Source organism: Aquimarina penaris (genome assembly GCF_040786285.1).
Classification (GTDB): domain Bacteria; phylum Bacteroidota; class Bacteroidia; order Flavobacteriales; family Flavobacteriaceae; genus Aquimarina.
The window spans coordinates 25,157-41,141 of sequence record NZ_JBFMKQ010000002.1 but is presented as its reverse complement, the minus strand read 5'-3'; the positions used below and the strand labels follow the sequence as shown (position 1 = coordinate 41,141).

General features: G+C 33.7%; 15 protein-coding genes. 3 read left to right on the top strand and 12 right to left on the bottom strand.

Annotated elements, in window-relative coordinates:
- Positions 1-11: 11 nt before the first annotated feature.
- From ABW637_RS09830 to ABW637_RS09810, 5 genes are all read right to left on the bottom strand, one after another.
- The gene (locus ABW637_RS09830) at positions 12-2,267 is read right to left on the bottom strand and encodes a hypothetical protein (protein ID WP_367584512.1); all 2,256 of its coding nucleotides are present in this window, start codon (positions 2,265-2,267) and stop codon (positions 12-14) included.
- A 13-nt stretch (positions 2,268-2,280) separates the two neighbouring features.
- The gene (locus ABW637_RS09825) at positions 2,281-3,513 is read right to left on the bottom strand and encodes an OmpA family protein (protein WP_367584511.1); all 1,233 of its coding nucleotides are present in this window, start codon (positions 3,511-3,513) and stop codon (positions 2,281-2,283) included.
- Positions 3,514-3,515: 2 nt separating this feature from the next.
- Positions 3,516-4,055 (bottom strand): T9SS type A sorting domain-containing protein, encoded by a 540-nt coding sequence (locus tag ABW637_RS09820; protein ID WP_367584510.1) that lies wholly within the window; start codon positions 4,053-4,055, stop codon positions 3,516-3,518.
- A 411-nt stretch (positions 4,056-4,466) separates the two neighbouring features.
- Positions 4,467-5,318 (bottom strand): fructosamine kinase family protein, encoded by an 852-nt coding sequence (locus ABW637_RS09815; protein ID WP_367584509.1) that lies wholly within the window; start codon positions 5,316-5,318, stop codon positions 4,467-4,469.
- Positions 5,318-6,259 (bottom strand): dihydrofolate reductase, encoded by a 942-nt coding sequence (locus ABW637_RS09810; RefSeq protein WP_367584508.1) that lies wholly within the window; start codon positions 6,257-6,259, stop codon positions 5,318-5,320. Before ABW637_RS09810 ends, ABW637_RS09815 begins: the two co-directional genes overlap by 1 nt.
- Before the next feature lie 489 nt (positions 6,260-6,748).
- On the opposite strand from ABW637_RS09810, the gene ABW637_RS09805 reads away from it, so the two are divergent.
- The 3 genes from ABW637_RS09805 to ABW637_RS09795 all read left to right on the top strand — a co-directional run bounded on the left by ABW637_RS09805 (position 6,749) and on the right by ABW637_RS09795 (position 9,479).
- Positions 6,749-7,045 carry an isoamylase early set domain-containing protein gene (locus ABW637_RS09805; protein WP_367584507.1) on the top strand — a complete coding sequence of 99 codons (297 nt, stop codon included), beginning with the start codon at positions 6,749-6,751 and terminating at the stop codon, positions 7,043-7,045.
- A gap of 852 nt (positions 7,046-7,897) precedes the next feature.
- A complete protein-coding gene (locus ABW637_RS09800; RefSeq protein WP_367584506.1) occupies positions 7,898-8,350 on the top strand; it encodes a helix-turn-helix domain-containing protein in 453 nt (150 codons plus the stop codon).
- A 181-nt stretch (positions 8,351-8,531) separates the two neighbouring features.
- Entirely contained in the window at positions 8,532-9,479 is a 948-nt protein-coding gene (locus ABW637_RS09795; RefSeq protein ID WP_367584505.1) for an NHL repeat-containing protein, read from the top strand.
- Between the two features lie 62 nt (positions 9,480-9,541).
- On the opposite strand, the gene ABW637_RS09790 is transcribed toward ABW637_RS09795, so the two are convergent.
- From ABW637_RS09790 to ABW637_RS09760, 7 genes are all read right to left on the bottom strand, one after another.
- Entirely contained in the window at positions 9,542-9,823 is a 282-nt protein-coding gene (locus ABW637_RS09790) for a DUF427 domain-containing protein (protein WP_367584504.1), read from the bottom strand.
- Positions 9,824-9,855: 32 nt separating this feature from the next.
- On the bottom strand, positions 9,856-10,827 hold the full coding sequence (locus ABW637_RS09785) for an L-histidine N(alpha)-methyltransferase (RefSeq protein WP_367584503.1): 972 nt from the start codon (positions 10,825-10,827) through the stop codon (positions 9,856-9,858).
- 11 nt (positions 10,828-10,838) lie between these two features.
- Positions 10,839-12,005: an ergothioneine biosynthesis protein EgtB gene (gene egtB / locus ABW637_RS09780; protein WP_367584502.1), complete on the bottom strand. Its 1,167-nt coding sequence runs from the start codon at positions 12,003-12,005 to the stop codon at positions 10,839-10,841.
- A 103-nt stretch (positions 12,006-12,108) separates the two neighbouring features.
- On the bottom strand, positions 12,109-12,534 hold the full coding sequence (locus ABW637_RS09775) for an energy transducer TonB (RefSeq protein ID WP_367584501.1): 426 nt from the start codon (positions 12,532-12,534) through the stop codon (positions 12,109-12,111).
- A 23-nt stretch (positions 12,535-12,557) separates the two neighbouring features.
- A complete protein-coding gene (locus ABW637_RS09770) occupies positions 12,558-13,382 on the bottom strand; it encodes a thymidylate synthase (protein WP_367584500.1) in 825 nt (274 codons plus the stop codon).
- A 153-nt stretch (positions 13,383-13,535) separates the two neighbouring features.
- Entirely contained in the window at positions 13,536-15,239 is a 1,704-nt protein-coding gene (locus tag ABW637_RS09765) for a NupC/NupG family nucleoside CNT transporter (RefSeq protein ID WP_367584499.1), read from the bottom strand.
- Between the two features lie 67 nt (positions 15,240-15,306).
- Positions 15,307-15,924 (bottom strand): bifunctional nuclease family protein, encoded by a 618-nt coding sequence (locus tag ABW637_RS09760; protein ID WP_367584498.1) that lies wholly within the window; start codon positions 15,922-15,924, stop codon positions 15,307-15,309.
- Positions 15,925-15,985 lie beyond the last annotated feature (61 nt).

Sequence of the window (15,985 nt, the reverse complement as noted above, 5' to 3'; positions counted from 1 at the left end):
ATTACATGCGTTCAATTTCTAACCTTTATATCTGTAAACTTTTGTTCATGCTTTTGATGAGTATGCATAGCTTTCTCTATGGTTGATTGCATAAACTGTGTAATTTCTTCTCTATATTCAGGGTCAGAGTCCATCCTTTGCCAAAACGGATGTTCTTCAATTGGAATTAGAGCTGTATTTTGTACATCCCGAATAGATTTAAAGTTATTGGTATTACCAAAAACCATTTTATCTATCTGTTCATTATCATCTAACTGCTGTTTGTAATTTTCCCTGGCTATCTGTATTGAAGTCTCTATATGTTCTTTTGAAAGGTCAAAATAAAGAATATCATCCTCATGAGAGCGAACCAAATTGTAATCAGATTGTTTTTGGTTTTGATATTCTTCATCACTTTCTGATTCCGACATATTGGGTTCATTAACCTCTATAGCCTTGGCAAAACCGGGAACTAAGTTTATTAGTGCTTTATTTGATGCAGCTACTTCATTCTTTAATTCTCTATATTCTGAACGTAATGCTTTAAGTTCTTCTTCTTGTTTATATACTATCTCACTTAAATCATTAGTATTTATACCAACGGCCACATTTACAAGACTTACATCATTAGATATTTTGTTTATTACCAACCAGGCCACACCGGCTATTTTTTTATAATCTCTTGTTGTCATATCTTTTGAGTTCACTGCTTTTGCAAACCCACTCCCAATTTCGCTTGGCAAAATATAATCTCCAGGATTTACACTACCAATGACTCTAGCTGGCACTTGTCCCATAAAGGCAATTTTTACATTGTCTTTTTCATTCCCCTTTTGTGGCATATTTCCTAAGACTATAGGTCTTGTAGAAACGATCATTACTTTTTCTGCACCCCATAGGTTTTTCGTTACAAAACCATTGTTAACCCCAACTAACTCTCCTGGAGTAAAAACATCTGATGGATTTTGTTTGGGTAACCATTCTGCATAATCTCCAGCACCAGAAGAATAGGTAACACCAACATTATTATTTGAAGTTACTATGAAGTTTGCATTTTCTTCAATTACGAGTCCTAAATTAACTCCACGCAATACAGCCCCGGCGATCTTAGTCACCAAATCCGTACCCCCTTCTACAATAAGTGACGGAATAGGAACAGTAACACAGGCTCCAAAACCTACACAACCGGTAGCAGAAGTTGATGCGGCAACTGTTTTAAGACCTTTCTGAAAGACATTGGCTACTGCAAGAGTTAAATTTCCTGCAGAAACGGCAAGGCTCACCCCATTTCTTGCAACCTGTCTAACATAATTAGGGTTTGACAATAGATCTTCACTTGACTCTCCCTGAATTCTTCCCCACATTTCACCAGAATCTTCATCCCAAAATGAGATATAGTTATTGTCCTTAGATCTACTACCGTTTACTTTTATGGCGACTCCTTGACTACTACCTTGAATCAATAAGGGATATGCACCTATATTATTTTGGCCACCTTCTGCATCAACATTAGTATTGATGTTCACTTTACCATTTAAATTTGCAGGACCATCTACACTTAAATCTTTGAACTTACTTTCTCCATTAAAAACAGCATCTCCATCAAATTTAGCTGTTCCTTCTGCGGCTACATTTAAATCTCCAGAAAAGTTTGAAGTCGCATTGTTATTTACATTCAATTCATCATTTAAATCAGTTACACCTTGAACATCCAGGGTACTATTTAAACCTGTAGACCCATCAACATTTAGTTCGCCTGTTAGGTTGGTGGCATTATTGTTATTTACATCCAAAGTACTATTTAAACGGGTTGGCCCACCAACTGTTAATTCACTATTTAAATCGGTAACGTCATCTACTACGAGCTTACCTGTAGCTTTGATATCTCTATGAAATCCATAAGGTAAAAAGGTGAGTTTCTCGCGACTCATATCGACAAAGCTAGAACCACCACTAAAGTCGATTTCAACTTTTAGATCTTTGCTGGTTCCATCCCAATTGATTTTGGTAAACTCATCGGGGTTAATACTACCAATAGTTAGATTGATTCTACCATATTGATCTGTATTAGTGGTTTGTACCTCTTGGTACTCCATACCATTATTGGAATCTATAATTGTAAATCGAATAGAAACTGTGGCATTAGGTAAAATATTACCTTCGGCATCTACTCCAGGCAACTCTTGATTATCAGGACCAATAATGACAGCTTGATAGCTTATCCCATCTGTTTGTGCTGATAGATGTATACTTGCTAAAAAAAACAGTGTTAGTATTAAATTTTTCATGGTTATGTTGTTTTTAGTTTTTTATTAATTCTATGAGTTCGTCTAATTTTGGTGATAAAATAATCTCGATCCTACGGTTTTTGGCTCTGCCGTCTTCGGTCGAATTATCCGCTACAGGGTCATACTCGCCCCTACCTGCCGCAGTAAGATTTTTTTGATCTAGATTTTGATTGTTTCTAAGAACTTCAACAATAGCAGAAGCTCTTTTTAAGGACAGATCCCAATTATTAGACACCTCCCTATTAGGAATGAGTGGTTGATTATCGGTATGTCCTTCAATTAAAATAGATACATCAGGATTTCTAGCCAATACATCTCCTAAGGCATTAACTGCATTTTCGCCATCGGGTTTTACTTCCCATTTTCCGGAATCAAAAAGTAAATCGCTTTCAAGAATGATTTTAATACTCCCATCATCCTTTTTTGTAGTGAGCTCATTTCCTGTGTAGGGCAACAATGCATTTGAAATAGAAGCTCGAAGCGATTTAATTTCTTCTTCTTTAGATATTACCTCATTACGTAAAGCTGTAATTTGTTGCGATTTATCTTCGAGTTCTTTTATTTTTTGTGAATTGGTTTCTACCTCTTCTTTGAGATTGATCAGTTTTTGGCTCTCACCTTCTTCAATTTTTGAAAGATTAATGAGAAGCCCTAACCCAAAGTTGTGTGCATTAATTTTTAGGTCACCTTGGATGTCTTTAAAAGTGCCTGCAATACCGTACATGTATTGCGTAAAGGTGGTCAGCTTTTCAGAAATTTTATATTGTACTCCGATTCCACCTCTAAAAAAATAGATCGGAGTATCAAAATCGTCCTCTCCTGATAAATTAAACACCTGGTTATTTAATGTTTGCGTGCCTTGAATTAGAAATTCGGCCGCCGCCGTTGCCTTAACATAAAAAGTGAAGTCACCAGGTTTATAAAATTCGTAATCGAAACCGGTACTAATCCCTAAATAAGTAATATCCCACTCAAAAAAATTATCGAGTGCCCTATCACTCCCTATTGAGCCATAGGTGCTATAATTACCTATTACATTTAGAAATAATCTTTCTGTAAAAATGCTTTTACGGTACCCCAGGTTTATAAACGTATGGTCTGTTGCGCGAAGATTTTCGAGTTCTCCTCCTAATGAATTTTTAAAATCAAAAGAAGATATAGTTTTACCTGCTTCTAAGTAAAGTTGCTGACTTTTTATAGAAGATAAGCAAATTAAATATGCTGCGATGAGTATAAGTTTCCTCATAATTATTCTTTTATAAGTTTGGCTGTGAATTTTTTATTCCCCGATGAGACCTTCAAAAAATAGGTTCCATCAGAAATTTCTTCTAATGGGAGTGCTATTAATTGTGAAGCAGGAAATTCTTGCGAACGAATAGTTCTTCCCATGATATCAATCAAAACAATGTTCACTTGATTTGTGATTGGAGTATTAAATGAAATATTGACGGATTGTTGAAATGGATTTGGATAGAGAACAGCCTTTAAATTACTTGTGGTTATTGGAGAAATGATTTTTGCACTAAGAAAAGGTTGCTGAAAACCTTGTCGTATCGTATAACCATTTTTACTATATGTGCCTATTACACTACTCTGACCTATGCTTTGGCTAACACTATAATTACCAGTGTTAGTAATCATAGTTTTAGATGATCCACCAACTCCAACAGTCGATCTTAGTATCGAATACTCCCCTTTTACATTTTTGTTACTGTTAGTATTAAAATTTTGACCGTAACACAGCGCTGCAACCAAATAAAACAGTAACATAGAAATTTTCGGATTCATTGAAATTATGATTTGATGGTTAGTTTTTTATATAATTTAAAACCACTCAATTAGGAGTTGAGATAGAGGCTTTACCCTTTCGATCCTTCGAAAAGATAATCTATACTTAAGTTATAAGCATACCTTTCACTTTGTTGAATTCTATTCAACTAAAAAATATTGTATTCTATTATTCCGAGATATGGGACCTACTAGTACCATGGGATTTTTCTCTGCAGTAGAAAGAGAAAGCACCAAGACCCTAGATATAATTTAATTGGGGAGTACAATACTCTAGGGAGTTCAAATATTTTTGTTTAATTAAACTGTTATAAAAGTAATTGTTAGAAATAACATAACCAAGAAAAAACAACTTCAATAGCATAAAAACCAGTGTTTTACACCGGTAACCACGTAAAAACACCTACTGTTTTAACTTCGCATTTTTATCGTATTTTTTACTCTTTGATAATAAGAACTACCAAATAAATTAAGATGTACCAAAAGATAGTATAATTGCCAGATGGGCAATCGATCTTTCCAGTTTGCCGCTAAAGGGAATATCTCATGATACGAATCAAACAATCTATAATCAAATCCTCCAAAAAGGTACATCATTGCTATATCCATTTCTCTTGGAGCATAGGCAACAGCAGGATCAATCAAACAAGGCATTCCGTCTTTATCGATGATAAAATTACCACTCCATAAATCTCCATGAACTAAGCTTGGTTTTTCTATAGGAATTTCGGCTTCGATCGTTGCATAAAAAAGGTCTAGATTCGAAAATGAAAAACCGTTTTGTTTAGCCAATCTAAATTGAGGTTCTAATCTTTGGTAAACGTAGAATTCTGAAGCCGAATCACACATCGTGTTATACTGTGGCAGGCTTCCGATATAATTGTCTTCTTCAAAACCAAAATCAGGTTGACTTTTCTTATGCAAGACTACTAGTTTTCTTCCAAATATTTCCCAAAAATTATTGATTTGTCTTTTTGAATTAATGTATTCTAAAATCAAAAAAGCAATATCACCTAATTCTCCAAAACCTATAACTTTGGGTATCACAAAGGTGTTCGAATGCAATAGGCATTGTAGTCCTTTAGCTTCGGCCTTAAACATCCCGGGAAATCTTGAAGCACTGTTTATTTTTACAATTACCTTCTGCCCAGAGGTTATTACTTGATATACTTGATTAATATCTCCACCTGATATAGGTTTGGTGGATATTATTTTTTCTGAAAGTATTTTTTCTAGATGTTCTATTAGTTCTGAAGAGAACATTATTTTCTTTTATACGTCAAATAGGTAAAAGGATAGTTATGCTTATCGTCTTTGTCATGAAATTCTTCTTTTACCAGTTTCCATACCTCTGTATCGATTTCTGGAAAAAAAGTATCGGCATCAAAAGTTCCTTCATGTACCCGGGTTAATTCTATAGCATCTGCATAATCAAGTCCAATGGTATATATCTCCCCTCCTCCAATGATGTAGGGTTGCGGATCACTTTTTGCTATTTCTAATGCATCTTTCATCGTTTGCACTACCAAAACTCCTTCGGCTTTATATTCTTTATTTCTAGAAATTACAACATGTACACGATTAGGTAGTAATTTAGGAAAGGACTCAAAAGTCTTGCGCCCCATAATAATATGATGACCAGTGGTAAGTTGCTTAAAACGTTTAAAATCATCTGGTAAATGCCATACAAGGTCATTGTCTTTCCCCAGTTCATTTTGTTCGCCTGCTGCTGCGATCATGGTGATCATTTGTTTTGGCTCTTTTTTCTCCACTATTTCAACTGGCTGTTTTCCTTTAATAAATTCTTCTTTCTTTTTAACAAGGTCTTCTTTTGGATACATTAAATCCACGTCTTTTTGGATTAAAGTAATTTCTTCTTTTTGCCTGGCTATCAATTTTTCCATTTGCCGATCTGTCCATTCCTGACCCATAAATGTACTGAACAACCATACATTACAAAAATGCAGTGTAAAAAGAAATGCCCAGCATACGATCCCAACTATAGACCAATATGCTCCAAAAAAAGTAACTTCTTTACCAAGCCCAAAGGCAAGATTAAGGACAACCATAAATATAGATCCAACCACAAATACTATAAAATGCTGAAATAGTCTTTTCTTTTGAATAATTCTCTTTCGTGCGTGTTCATAAAGTTCACGCTGTTGTGGATCAATTTGTAGTGTTTCTTTTCTTTTGGAAAACATTTTAATAATACCTTAGTAATGTCCCAGTAAATATAAAGGTTTTAACAAAAAACCGATAACTAACTTATGAAGAATTTATGAAAAGAATTTTTCCTTATAACCAACACCATTAATCTCAATACGGCAAGTTCAGGGGGTCTCTATACAATTCGATTTTAGGCTTTAGTAAAATCACAATTTAGATTTCTTAATTGGCTGAGGTATATTTAGAAACCAACAAGATTGATCCATTTTTAATCTAAAAGACGATCAAAATTATATAACTATTTATCCTAAAAATAACGTTATCGCTTTATTTCGTGATTAGGGAATCAGAATAAATCTACATTTAGACAATTCTACTGGTGATACAGATAACTTATTGAATGTACTATATCGTTATCGTTAATAAATAACTGTAAATCTGACCATTACTGCTTTTTAATTTAGAAGTTTTATAGTAATTTCATTCTAATTTTATTAACCAATAATTAATATTTAACGAAAATTATGGCGATTACCAAGCAGTACTTAAAAACAAAACCCATCTGTAAAGTTACTTTTATTGTTCCTGCAAAGGAAGCAAATAGCGTAAGTGTAGCTGGAGAATTTAATGAATGGAATACAGAAGCAACAGTGCTAAAGAAATTGAAAAACGGAAACTTTAAAGGAACCATTGACCTTCCTAAAGACAATAAATTTGAATTTAAATATGTTGTAGATGGTCAATGGACCAATGAAGTCGAAGCCGACGGGTATCAATGGAATGATTTTGCGGCGGCTGATAATAGTGTATTAGTTTTATAATCTAAAGGGTATTGTGGTTGAAGAAGTACTAATCTACAACCACAATACTTTTCCGAAAAGACCTATACTCTTTGATTTGCTGTGCAAAATCACCGGAATAAGGACAATACCAAGCAACATCTTTATTTCCTCTCCTTTTCGATATCAAGTTTATTTAAAACTGACTTAAGCTAGATTTTTTTTATGAATTTAAATTAATAATCTTAGTTTTAAGTAATGAACTTCTTGGAAACCATTTTTTTATTTTTTGCTTTACAAGCTTTTGTTTTTGCTGTTTTGTTTTTCTTAAAAAAGAAAGGAGACAGGGTTGCCAATACACTGTTAGGCATTTATATCCTGTTATTTAGTTATAACATTATATATAATATATTGTATTGGTCAAAACTCTTAAATTCTGCTCAATTTATACACTTAAGTCTTACCAATAGGATACCATGGGTTTTATATGGACCCATTTTATATTTATATATTAGGAGACTTATTCATAAAAATAAATATAGAAGTATTGATGCCCTTCATTTTGTACCTCTCTTATATGTTATCATAAATTATTCCCCCTACTTTTTCCTTTCTGCTCAAGAGAAAATAGATGTACTCAATAACAACAAGTTAGGATATTACGTTTATTTCTATACACCACATTTTATCAAAATTATTATTGCTTTAATGTTATTTTATTGCGGGCAACTGTTTTTTTCCTTTAAACATAATATTAAAAGCTATAACAATTCGAGGTGGTTAAGATGGCTGAGTTATTCTTTTTTTGGTTATGTTCAATCTTTTTCTTCATATTTTATTTTGGTTTATTTCAATGTACTAGATACAGGATCGGACTATTTTATTGGTTTTTCTATGATTTTTTTTACTGGATTGCTTTTCTATTTTGCTTTTTTGCAGCCCAAGGTTTTTGATGGTTTATCAATGGATAAAGTTCTTCCGTTTAAAAAATATCGTAAAACTGGACTTACCAGAGATCATTCTTTAGAATTAAAGTCGAGACTTCTCGATGTGATGGAAAAAGACAAACCCTATTTAAATAGTGAACTAAGGATAGCCCATTTGGCTAAACAACTTAATCTCTCCAGACATCATATGTCTCAAGTTATTAACGAGCACTTTGATCTCAGTTTTTTTGATTTTATTAACCAATACAGAGTCGAGGAAGCTAAAAAAATGATGGTAGAAGATGATCATTTAAATATGACCGAGATCCTATACTCTAGTGGTTTTAATAATAGGGTTTCGTTTTACAAAGCCTTCAAGAAATTTACCAAAATAACTCCTTCAGAATATAGAGTGCAGTAATAATACTTTGGTATTTTCATAAGTATCAATATGGTAATGATAGAGCTTCCAGAATATAGTATGTAAATCTTTATCGGCAACCACTAAACGCTTCTATCGCGTAACACCTTTTCTTCAAAATTTACATTCATTTGTCTAGAACAATACAAATCATTTTTTCAAAAAAATTAAAAACACAGACATGATGAAAACAATTTCTACATTCTTAATGATTGCATCAATCACATTCTATTCGTGTGGTGTTGGTGACAATACTTCTGATGATGATGGTGTTCCAACTCCATCTGATGAATACACGCTATCTACTCTAACCACTTTACCCATCGGAACAGGAGGACTCGACGTAGATATCTATGGAAATATATATGCAGCTGATTTTGGAGTTGGTTTAGCCAACATTAATGGCGCAGATATATTCAAAATAAATCCAGAAAATGGAGAATCAGAACTTTTTGCCAGTTTTTTCCCAGCTGGTTTAACAGGCAATCATTTTGATGCTATGGGTAATTTGTACCAATCAAATTTTGGGGTAAACAAAGTATTTAAAATAGATCCTAACGGGAATACTGAACTTTTTACAGAAACAGTAGCCTTGCCTACCGGAATAACAATAGATGACACAGGTAATATTTATATTTTGAGCTGTCAAAACGGTACGATTACAAAACTCGCTCCAAATGGCGATTCTAGCTTATTTGCTAGTAGTGGAGATTTTGCCTGCGCAAATGGTATCACCTGGGTAAAAGATACCGGGAATATATATGTAGTGAATTTTAATGATGGGAATGTACTGGAAGTTGTTTCTACCGGGGAGGTTTCGATACTGGCAGCAATCCCAAATTCAACAGGAAATGCTCATATTACTTCTTTTGAAGGAGAACTATATCTTACTGCTGCTTCTTTAGGTCAAATCTTTAAAGTAAGTCTAGATGGCTCATCGATAGAGGTGATTGCCGGTGATGGTAGTTCAATCAATACAGATGGAGATGCATTGACTTCGGGATTACGAACTCCAAACGATTTAGCATTTAGTCCTGATGGAGAAAAAATATATATTAACTGTGTTTCTAATTCTGGAAATAGTAATGAGTTATCTCCCACAGTAATACGAGTTCTGGAAAAAGACTAATTCATTCAAAAATTACAGTAAATCATTATAAATAAAAACATTTGAGGTGTTGTGGTTGAGTGTTAGTCTACAACCTCAACACCTTTCCAAAAGGCAACATACCCTTTGATTTGTTTTGCAAGATCACTTGTTTCGGGATAATACCAAGCAGCATCCTGATTTTCTTTTCCGTCTACTTCAACAGTGTAATATGAAGCCATTCCTTTCCATGGGCAATTAGTGTGTGTATCACTAGATTTAAAAAACTCTTTTTTTATAGTTTCGGGAGGAAAATAGTGGTTATTCTCTATCACCTTAGTATCATTACTTTCTGCTATGATCTTACCATTCCAAATCGCTTTCATGTGTTTAAGTTTTGAGTTTTTTATATTCTATTTTAGCTTTTTTTAAGCAAGTAATCTTTGTAATCATTATTGGTATCTGAAAAAGATTCTACAATTTTAAGACCAGATTCTTCAGCAAGCCACTTTACAATATCGTCATCATATTTCTGAGAAATCTCGGTATGAATACTCTCCCATGCTTCGAAATGAACTTCTAAGGATAAATTATCGATATCTACAGTTTGTTTTTCTGTACTGATAAGATAACTTTTAGCCGTTCCGTTTTCAGGATCATAGGTTTCCCAGTGCATAAATTTATCAAGATCAAAATTTCCGTTAAGCTCTTTATTAATTCGTGTTAAAATATTTTTATTAAAAGCTGCTGTTACTCCTGATTTGTCGTTATAAGCATCTAAAACTTTCTGTGGATGTTTTTTTTGATCAAATCCCATAAATACAAGGTCTGCTGAATTCATGGCATTACATAATTTTTTTAAAAACTGAATGGCTCTAGGGTGTAGTAAGTTACCAATATTAGATCCCAATACCATAATCACTTTTTTGCGATCACTTATGTGTTTTAATCGGTCTAAAACCTCAAAATACTCTCCTATTTGGCCTTCTACAACAACCTTTGGCATCTCTTGATTCAGGTTATCCATTAATCCATCAACTGCATTTTCGCTTATATCTATTGGTTTATAAACAAAATTGTAGTTCTGATCTACCAATTCTTTTAATAGCACTTTGGTTTTTTTACCGTCCCCAGCACCAAGTTCTATTAGATCGAAACCTTCTTTATTAGCATCAAAGTTTTGAGTAATAGCCAATTTATGCGTCTCAAAAATTTCATACTCTGCCCTTGTGAGATAATATTCGGGAAGGGCCATAATTTGTTGAAAAAGCTCGTCTCCTACCTCGTCATAAAAGTATTTTGAGGATAAGTACTTTGGGAAAGCCGTTAAACCTTCGCACACTTCTTTTTCGAAAGTAGAGATTATTACTTTTTGTTCTTTGGAGTTCATGTGAAATGGAATTAGTTATCTTTTACCAATCGCAATCCGGTAAATTGCCATCTTAGGTATGGATGAAAAAAATTACGATATGTAGGTCTAGTATGATATTGTGGCGTGGCCACCGAGCCACCACGGAGTACTTTTTGATTCACCATAAATTTGCCATTATATTCGCCTAATGCTCCTGGAGCTTTTTTATAATTTGGATATGGTAAATATGCACTTTCTGTCCATTCCCAACGCTCTCCCCAGTTAAAATAAGGTTGCGCAACTTCCCATTCAAACTCGGTAGGCAAACGCTCACCTTTCCATTGAGAAAACGCAAATGCCTCATAATATGAGATATGGGTTAATGAATGATCAGGATTCAACTTTTTTAACCCTTGTAAAGTATATTGGTGATATTCGCCATCAATTTTATGCCAATATAATGGTGCTTTATAATTTTCATTCTGCAACCAATCCCAAGCTTCAGCATGCCAAAGCAAGCTATTCTCATATCCTTTATCCTTAATAAATTCAAGATATTCTTTATTAGATATCAATTGGTTTGCAATGGTATATTCTTGAAGAAACACTTTATGTACACCAAGCTCATTATCATAACAAAAATCGGATCCTTTATATCCTATATCATAGATTCCTTCTTCAATTGTAATATATTCTGGTGAAGCATTAGAAACATGGTTTTCTGTAAACGTATCATTGTACTTAGGAAATAGTGGATTATTACCAAGTATAAATTTTATATCAGTAATCAATAATTCCTGGTGTTGTTTCTCATGATGAATACCTATTTCTAATAAATTTTGTATTTCTTCGTTTGTGTTTTCTTCAAGAAAAGATTGTAAATGCAAAGTCACATAATCTCTATACTCAAATACTTCGCTTACTGTAGGTCTTGAAAGGTTACCTCTATTGGTTCGTATTACTCGTTTTCCTATGCTTTCATAATAGCTGTTAAAAACATAAGCGTATTCTGGATGAAAACGTTTATAACCTTTAGCGTATTTTGCTAAAATAAATTCTTCAAAAAACCAAGTTGTATGTCCTAAATGCCACTTAGGAGGAGAAACATCTACTACTGGCTGGATCACATAATCTTCAACCTGAAGCGGGGCACAAATTTCTTCTGTATCTGAACGGGTTTTCAAAAAAGAAGTAAGCAAATTATCAATAACAATCATAAAAAAAAGTGTATCCGATTTATACGAATACACTCAAATTTACTGATTTTTATTTTTGTAAGAACTTTAACAAGGTTAATCCAATGTTAAAATATTCTATATTTTATTGCGGTTTTATAAAAGTAATAGGAACTGTATATGCTATGGCTATAGGTTTTTCCCCCCATTTACCCGGTTCCATTCTTGGTATAGCTCTAACAATTCTTACTGCTTCTCTTTGTAAATATCGATGAGCTCCAGTTACTTCTAATACTTCTACTTTACCTTTCTTATCAATAAGAAATTCTACAGTTACAGTACCCTCTAACCCTTCTGCTACAGCAATATCTGGATATTCAAAATTAGCAATGATATGATTCCTCAATTTATTATCGAAACATTGTGCAGGGGTTTGTCTTGAACGTTCACATTTTGGCCATATAGGTGTAATACCTTTTTCGGCTGCATTTTCTTGCGAGAGAATTATTCCTCCTTGTGCAAAGGAAAATCCTGAAAGCAAGATTGCAAATATTAGTACTAGTTTTCTCATAGTATCATACTTTAAATTTGGAGCTAAACTGCTACCGCTCCCTTAATATGTGGGTGCGGATCGTAGTCTACTAATGTGAAATCATCAAAAACAAAGCCAAAAATATCTTTAACCTTAGGATTGAGTATCATTTTAGGTAATTTACGTGGTTCTCTGGATAACTGTAAATCTAATTGTTCTAAGTGATTATTGTAGATATGTGCATCCCCAAAAGTATGTATAAAATCTCCTGCTTCATAACCACATACTTGTGCCATCATCATTGTAAACAAAGCATATGATGCAATATTAAATGGTACTCCCAAAAATATGTCTGCACTACGTTGATATAACTGGCAAGATAATTTACCCTCAGCAACATAAAACTGAAAGAAAGCATGACATGGTGGTAAAGCAGCTTTACCATTAGCTACATTTTCGGAAAAAGATTTTGAGGTATCGGGCAACACACTTGGGTTCCAGGCAGAAACTAACATTCGTCTGCTATCTGGGTTATTTTTAAGTGCTTCTACTACTTCTTTTATCTGATCAATCTCATTACTATCCCAGTTGCGCCATTGGTGACCATAAACAGGACCCAGATCGCCGTTTTCGTCTGCCCATTCATTCCAGATACGCACGCCATTTTCTTGAAGATATGCTATATTAGTATCCCCTTTCAAAAACCATAATAATTCATGAACTATTGATTTAAGATGTAGTTTTTTGGTTGTAACCATGGGGAAGCCTTCACTTAGGTCAAAACGCATTTGATATCCAAAAACGCTTTTTGTGCCTGTGCCGGTTCGATCTTCTTTTACATTCCCATTTTCAATTACATGACGAACAAGGTCAAGGTATTGCCTCATATTCTCTCTTACTGTTTACGTTATTGTTAAAGTTGTTATAGTCTTCTCAAATATACAAAAAATAGGTTTCGAGACACCTTTTACCCAAAAGATTGTTAAATAGTTATAAACTACTTAGAAAATCATTATTTCAACAAAAATTAGAGGGAATTTTTACCCAATTATCATTCCAGCAATGGTAGCAGATAATAATGAAGCAATTGTACCACCAATAAGTGCTTTCATACCAAACTCTGATAATGTTTTGCGTTGACCTGGTGCCAGAGATCCTATTCCTCCTATTTGTATCCCTATAGATGCAAAATTGGCAAATCCACATAGCATATACGTAGCCATGATAACAGATTTGTTATAGGTTAAATGTGTTGCATTTGTTACATTTTTTAAATCTGCCAATTGTATATAACCAACAAACTCACTAGCTGCTAGTTTTATTCCTAAGAGTTGTCCCATTAAAGCTATGTCTTCTTTGGCGACTCCAATCAGCCACATTAATGGTGCAAAAAGATAGCCTAAAATAAGTTCAAGAGATAAGCTTTGGTAAACTGTGTTTGATGCTATCCAAGTATTTATAGAAGTAATGTCTCCAACCCAACTCAATATACCATTCAGCATGGCAATAAAGGCTACAAACACTAATAACATAGCGCCAACATTTACAGCTAGTTTTAAACCTTCAGTTGTTCCGTTTGCTATAGCGTCTAAAACATTAGATCCTATTTTTTCTGAAGAAACATGTACGTCTGTATTAATTTCTTCTGTTTGCGGAAATAGTATTTTAGAAATAATAATTGCTCCAGGAGCTGCCATTACTGATGCTGCTAATAGGTGTTTTGCAAATTGTAATCGTAAAACTGGGTCGTCTCCTCCTAAAAATCCGATATAAGCTGCCAATACCGCTCCTGCAACAGTTGCCATGCCACCGATCATAACCAATAGCATTTCAGACTTATTCATCTTTTCTAAATAGGCTTTAATTAATAGAGGCGCTTCTGTTTGGCCTAAAAAGATGTTACCAGCGACACTTAAACTTTCTGCTCCAGATATCTTTAGTGTTTTAGTTAACAACCAAGCCAAACCTTTTACTACTTTTTGAATAATACCTAAATAAAATAATAAAGAGGTTAAAGCTGAAAAGAATATAATAGTTGGTAATACTTGAAAAGCGAATATAAAACCAAAGGTGTCCATGTCTACAACCAAACCTTCAAAAAGAAATTTACTTCCTGCTCTTGTAAAGTCTAAAACACTAACAAATAGGCTTCCAACCCATTCAAATATCGTTTGAACAAGTGGTACTTTTAAAACTCCGATGGCAATTATTAATTGAAACCCGATACCTAATCCAACTGTTTTCCAATTTATAGCCTTTCGATTACTACTAAACAGGTATGCAATTACCAAAAGTACAAGCATCCCTAACAAACCTCTCCACAAACTACCGAAAGAAAACCCTTGATTTGGAATAAGCTCGCTGGCACCTTTTATTGCCGGAGTAATTTCTTTAATTTCTTCTTGAGCCATTAGTGTATAAGAAATCCCTTTCTTAGATAATACTAATGTAGAATCTGTAATGGTATTGATTTTATATTTTATGATTGAATCTTCTGCTATATCCGGAAAAAGAAGTAAAACATTATGTTGTTGTAAATAATCTCCTTTTAAGGATTCTTCAGCGGCAACAGTAAAAGAAAACTGTCCTTTATCAAATTGGAAGTAATCTCCTTTTTTCACTTTAATAACTTCACCTGAAGCATCTGTACTTTCATGTAGTGTCCATTTCTTCTCTATAGATTGAGCCGATAATGTGATAAAAACAAATAGTGAAAACAGAAAAGTAAGTAATCCTTTCTTCATAAAAATAGAATTCATTGATAACATATAATTAGATCCCAAAAATAGTGTGTGATTGTAGTATTCAAAGCTATTCCCGCTTAGAGATTTCATCCCTTATTCTGGCAGCAAGCTCATAATCTTCGTTGGTAACAGCCTGATCAAGCATACGATTAAGTTCATCCAAAGACAGGTCTTTATAGCTGGTTTCTTTACCAACCATTTCAACATCTTCTGATACCAATTCGTCTACCAACAAACTTTCTGGATCATTTTCATCATCCTTTTTGGGATTAACTTTAAGGTATATCCCAGCTTGATCAAGTATGTTTTTGTATGTGAAAATTGGTGCTTGAAAACGAAGTGCAAGCGCAATAGCATCGCTTGTTCTAGCGTCTATGATTTCTTCTATCTTATCTCGTTCACAAATTATACTCGAATAAAAAACGCCATCTACCAATTTATGAATGATCACTTGTTTAATGATAATATCAAATCGATCCGAGAAGTTTTTAAAAAGATCATGGGTTAATGGTCTTGGAGGTTTAATCTCTTTTTCTAAAGCAATTGCTATAGACTGCGCTTCAAACGCTCCTATAACGATTGGCAATTTTCTTTCCCCATCTACTTCACTTAAGATTAGTGCATATGCACCATTTTGGGTTTGACTGTAAGATATTCCTTTTATGTTCAGTCGAACTAAACTCATAACGCTCTCAATAAAAAAAGAGCTGTTTGAACACATGGACTTTTACCTAAGTTCAAACAGC

Excerpts from the sequence above, each read along its gene's own strand:
- ABW637_RS09805 (WP_367584507.1), top strand. The coding sequence starts at position 6,749 with ATGGCGATTACCAAGCAGTACTTAAAAACAAAACCCATCTGTAAAGTT.
- ABW637_RS09795 (WP_367584505.1), top strand. The coding sequence starts at position 8,532 with ATGATGAAAACAATTTCTACATTCTTAATGATTGCATCAATCACATTC.
- ABW637_RS09800 (WP_367584506.1), top strand. The coding sequence starts at position 7,898 with ATGATTTTTTTTACTGGATTGCTTTTCTATTTTGCTTTTTTGCAGCCC.
- ABW637_RS09815 (WP_367584509.1), bottom strand. The coding sequence starts at position 5,318 with ATGTTCTCTTCAGAACTAATAGAACATCTAGAAAAAATACTTTCAGAA.
- ABW637_RS09830 (WP_367584512.1), bottom strand. The coding sequence starts at position 2,267 with ATGAAAAATTTAATACTAACACTGTTTTTTTTAGCAAGTATACATCTA.
- ABW637_RS09785 (WP_367584503.1), bottom strand. The coding sequence starts at position 10,827 with ATGAACTCCAAAGAACAAAAAGTAATAATCTCTACTTTCGAAAAAGAA.
- ABW637_RS09810 (WP_367584508.1), bottom strand. The coding sequence starts at position 6,259 with ATGTTTTCCAAAAGAAAAGAAACACTACAAATTGATCCACAACAGCGT.
- ABW637_RS09825 (WP_367584511.1), bottom strand. The coding sequence starts at position 3,513 with ATGAGGAAACTTATACTCATCGCAGCATATTTAATTTGCTTATCTTCT.
- ABW637_RS09775 (WP_367584501.1), bottom strand. The coding sequence starts at position 12,534 with ATGAGAAAACTAGTACTAATATTTGCAATCTTGCTTTCAGGATTTTCC.
- ABW637_RS09820 (WP_367584510.1), bottom strand. The coding sequence starts at position 4,055 with ATGAATCCGAAAATTTCTATGTTACTGTTTTATTTGGTTGCAGCGCTG.
- ABW637_RS09790 (WP_367584504.1), bottom strand. The coding sequence starts at position 9,823 with ATGAAAGCGATTTGGAATGGTAAGATCATAGCAGAAAGTAATGATACT.
- ABW637_RS09765 (WP_367584499.1), bottom strand. The coding sequence starts at position 15,239 with ATGAAGAAAGGATTACTTACTTTTCTGTTTTCACTATTTGTTTTTATC.
- ABW637_RS09770 (WP_367584500.1), bottom strand. The coding sequence starts at position 13,382 with ATGAGGCAATACCTTGACCTTGTTCGTCATGTAATTGAAAATGGGAAT.
- egtB (WP_367584502.1), bottom strand. The coding sequence starts at position 12,005 with ATGATTGTTATTGATAATTTGCTTACTTCTTTTTTGAAAACCCGTTCA.
- ABW637_RS09760 (WP_367584498.1), bottom strand. The coding sequence starts at position 15,924 with ATGAGTTTAGTTCGACTGAACATAAAAGGAATATCTTACAGTCAAACC.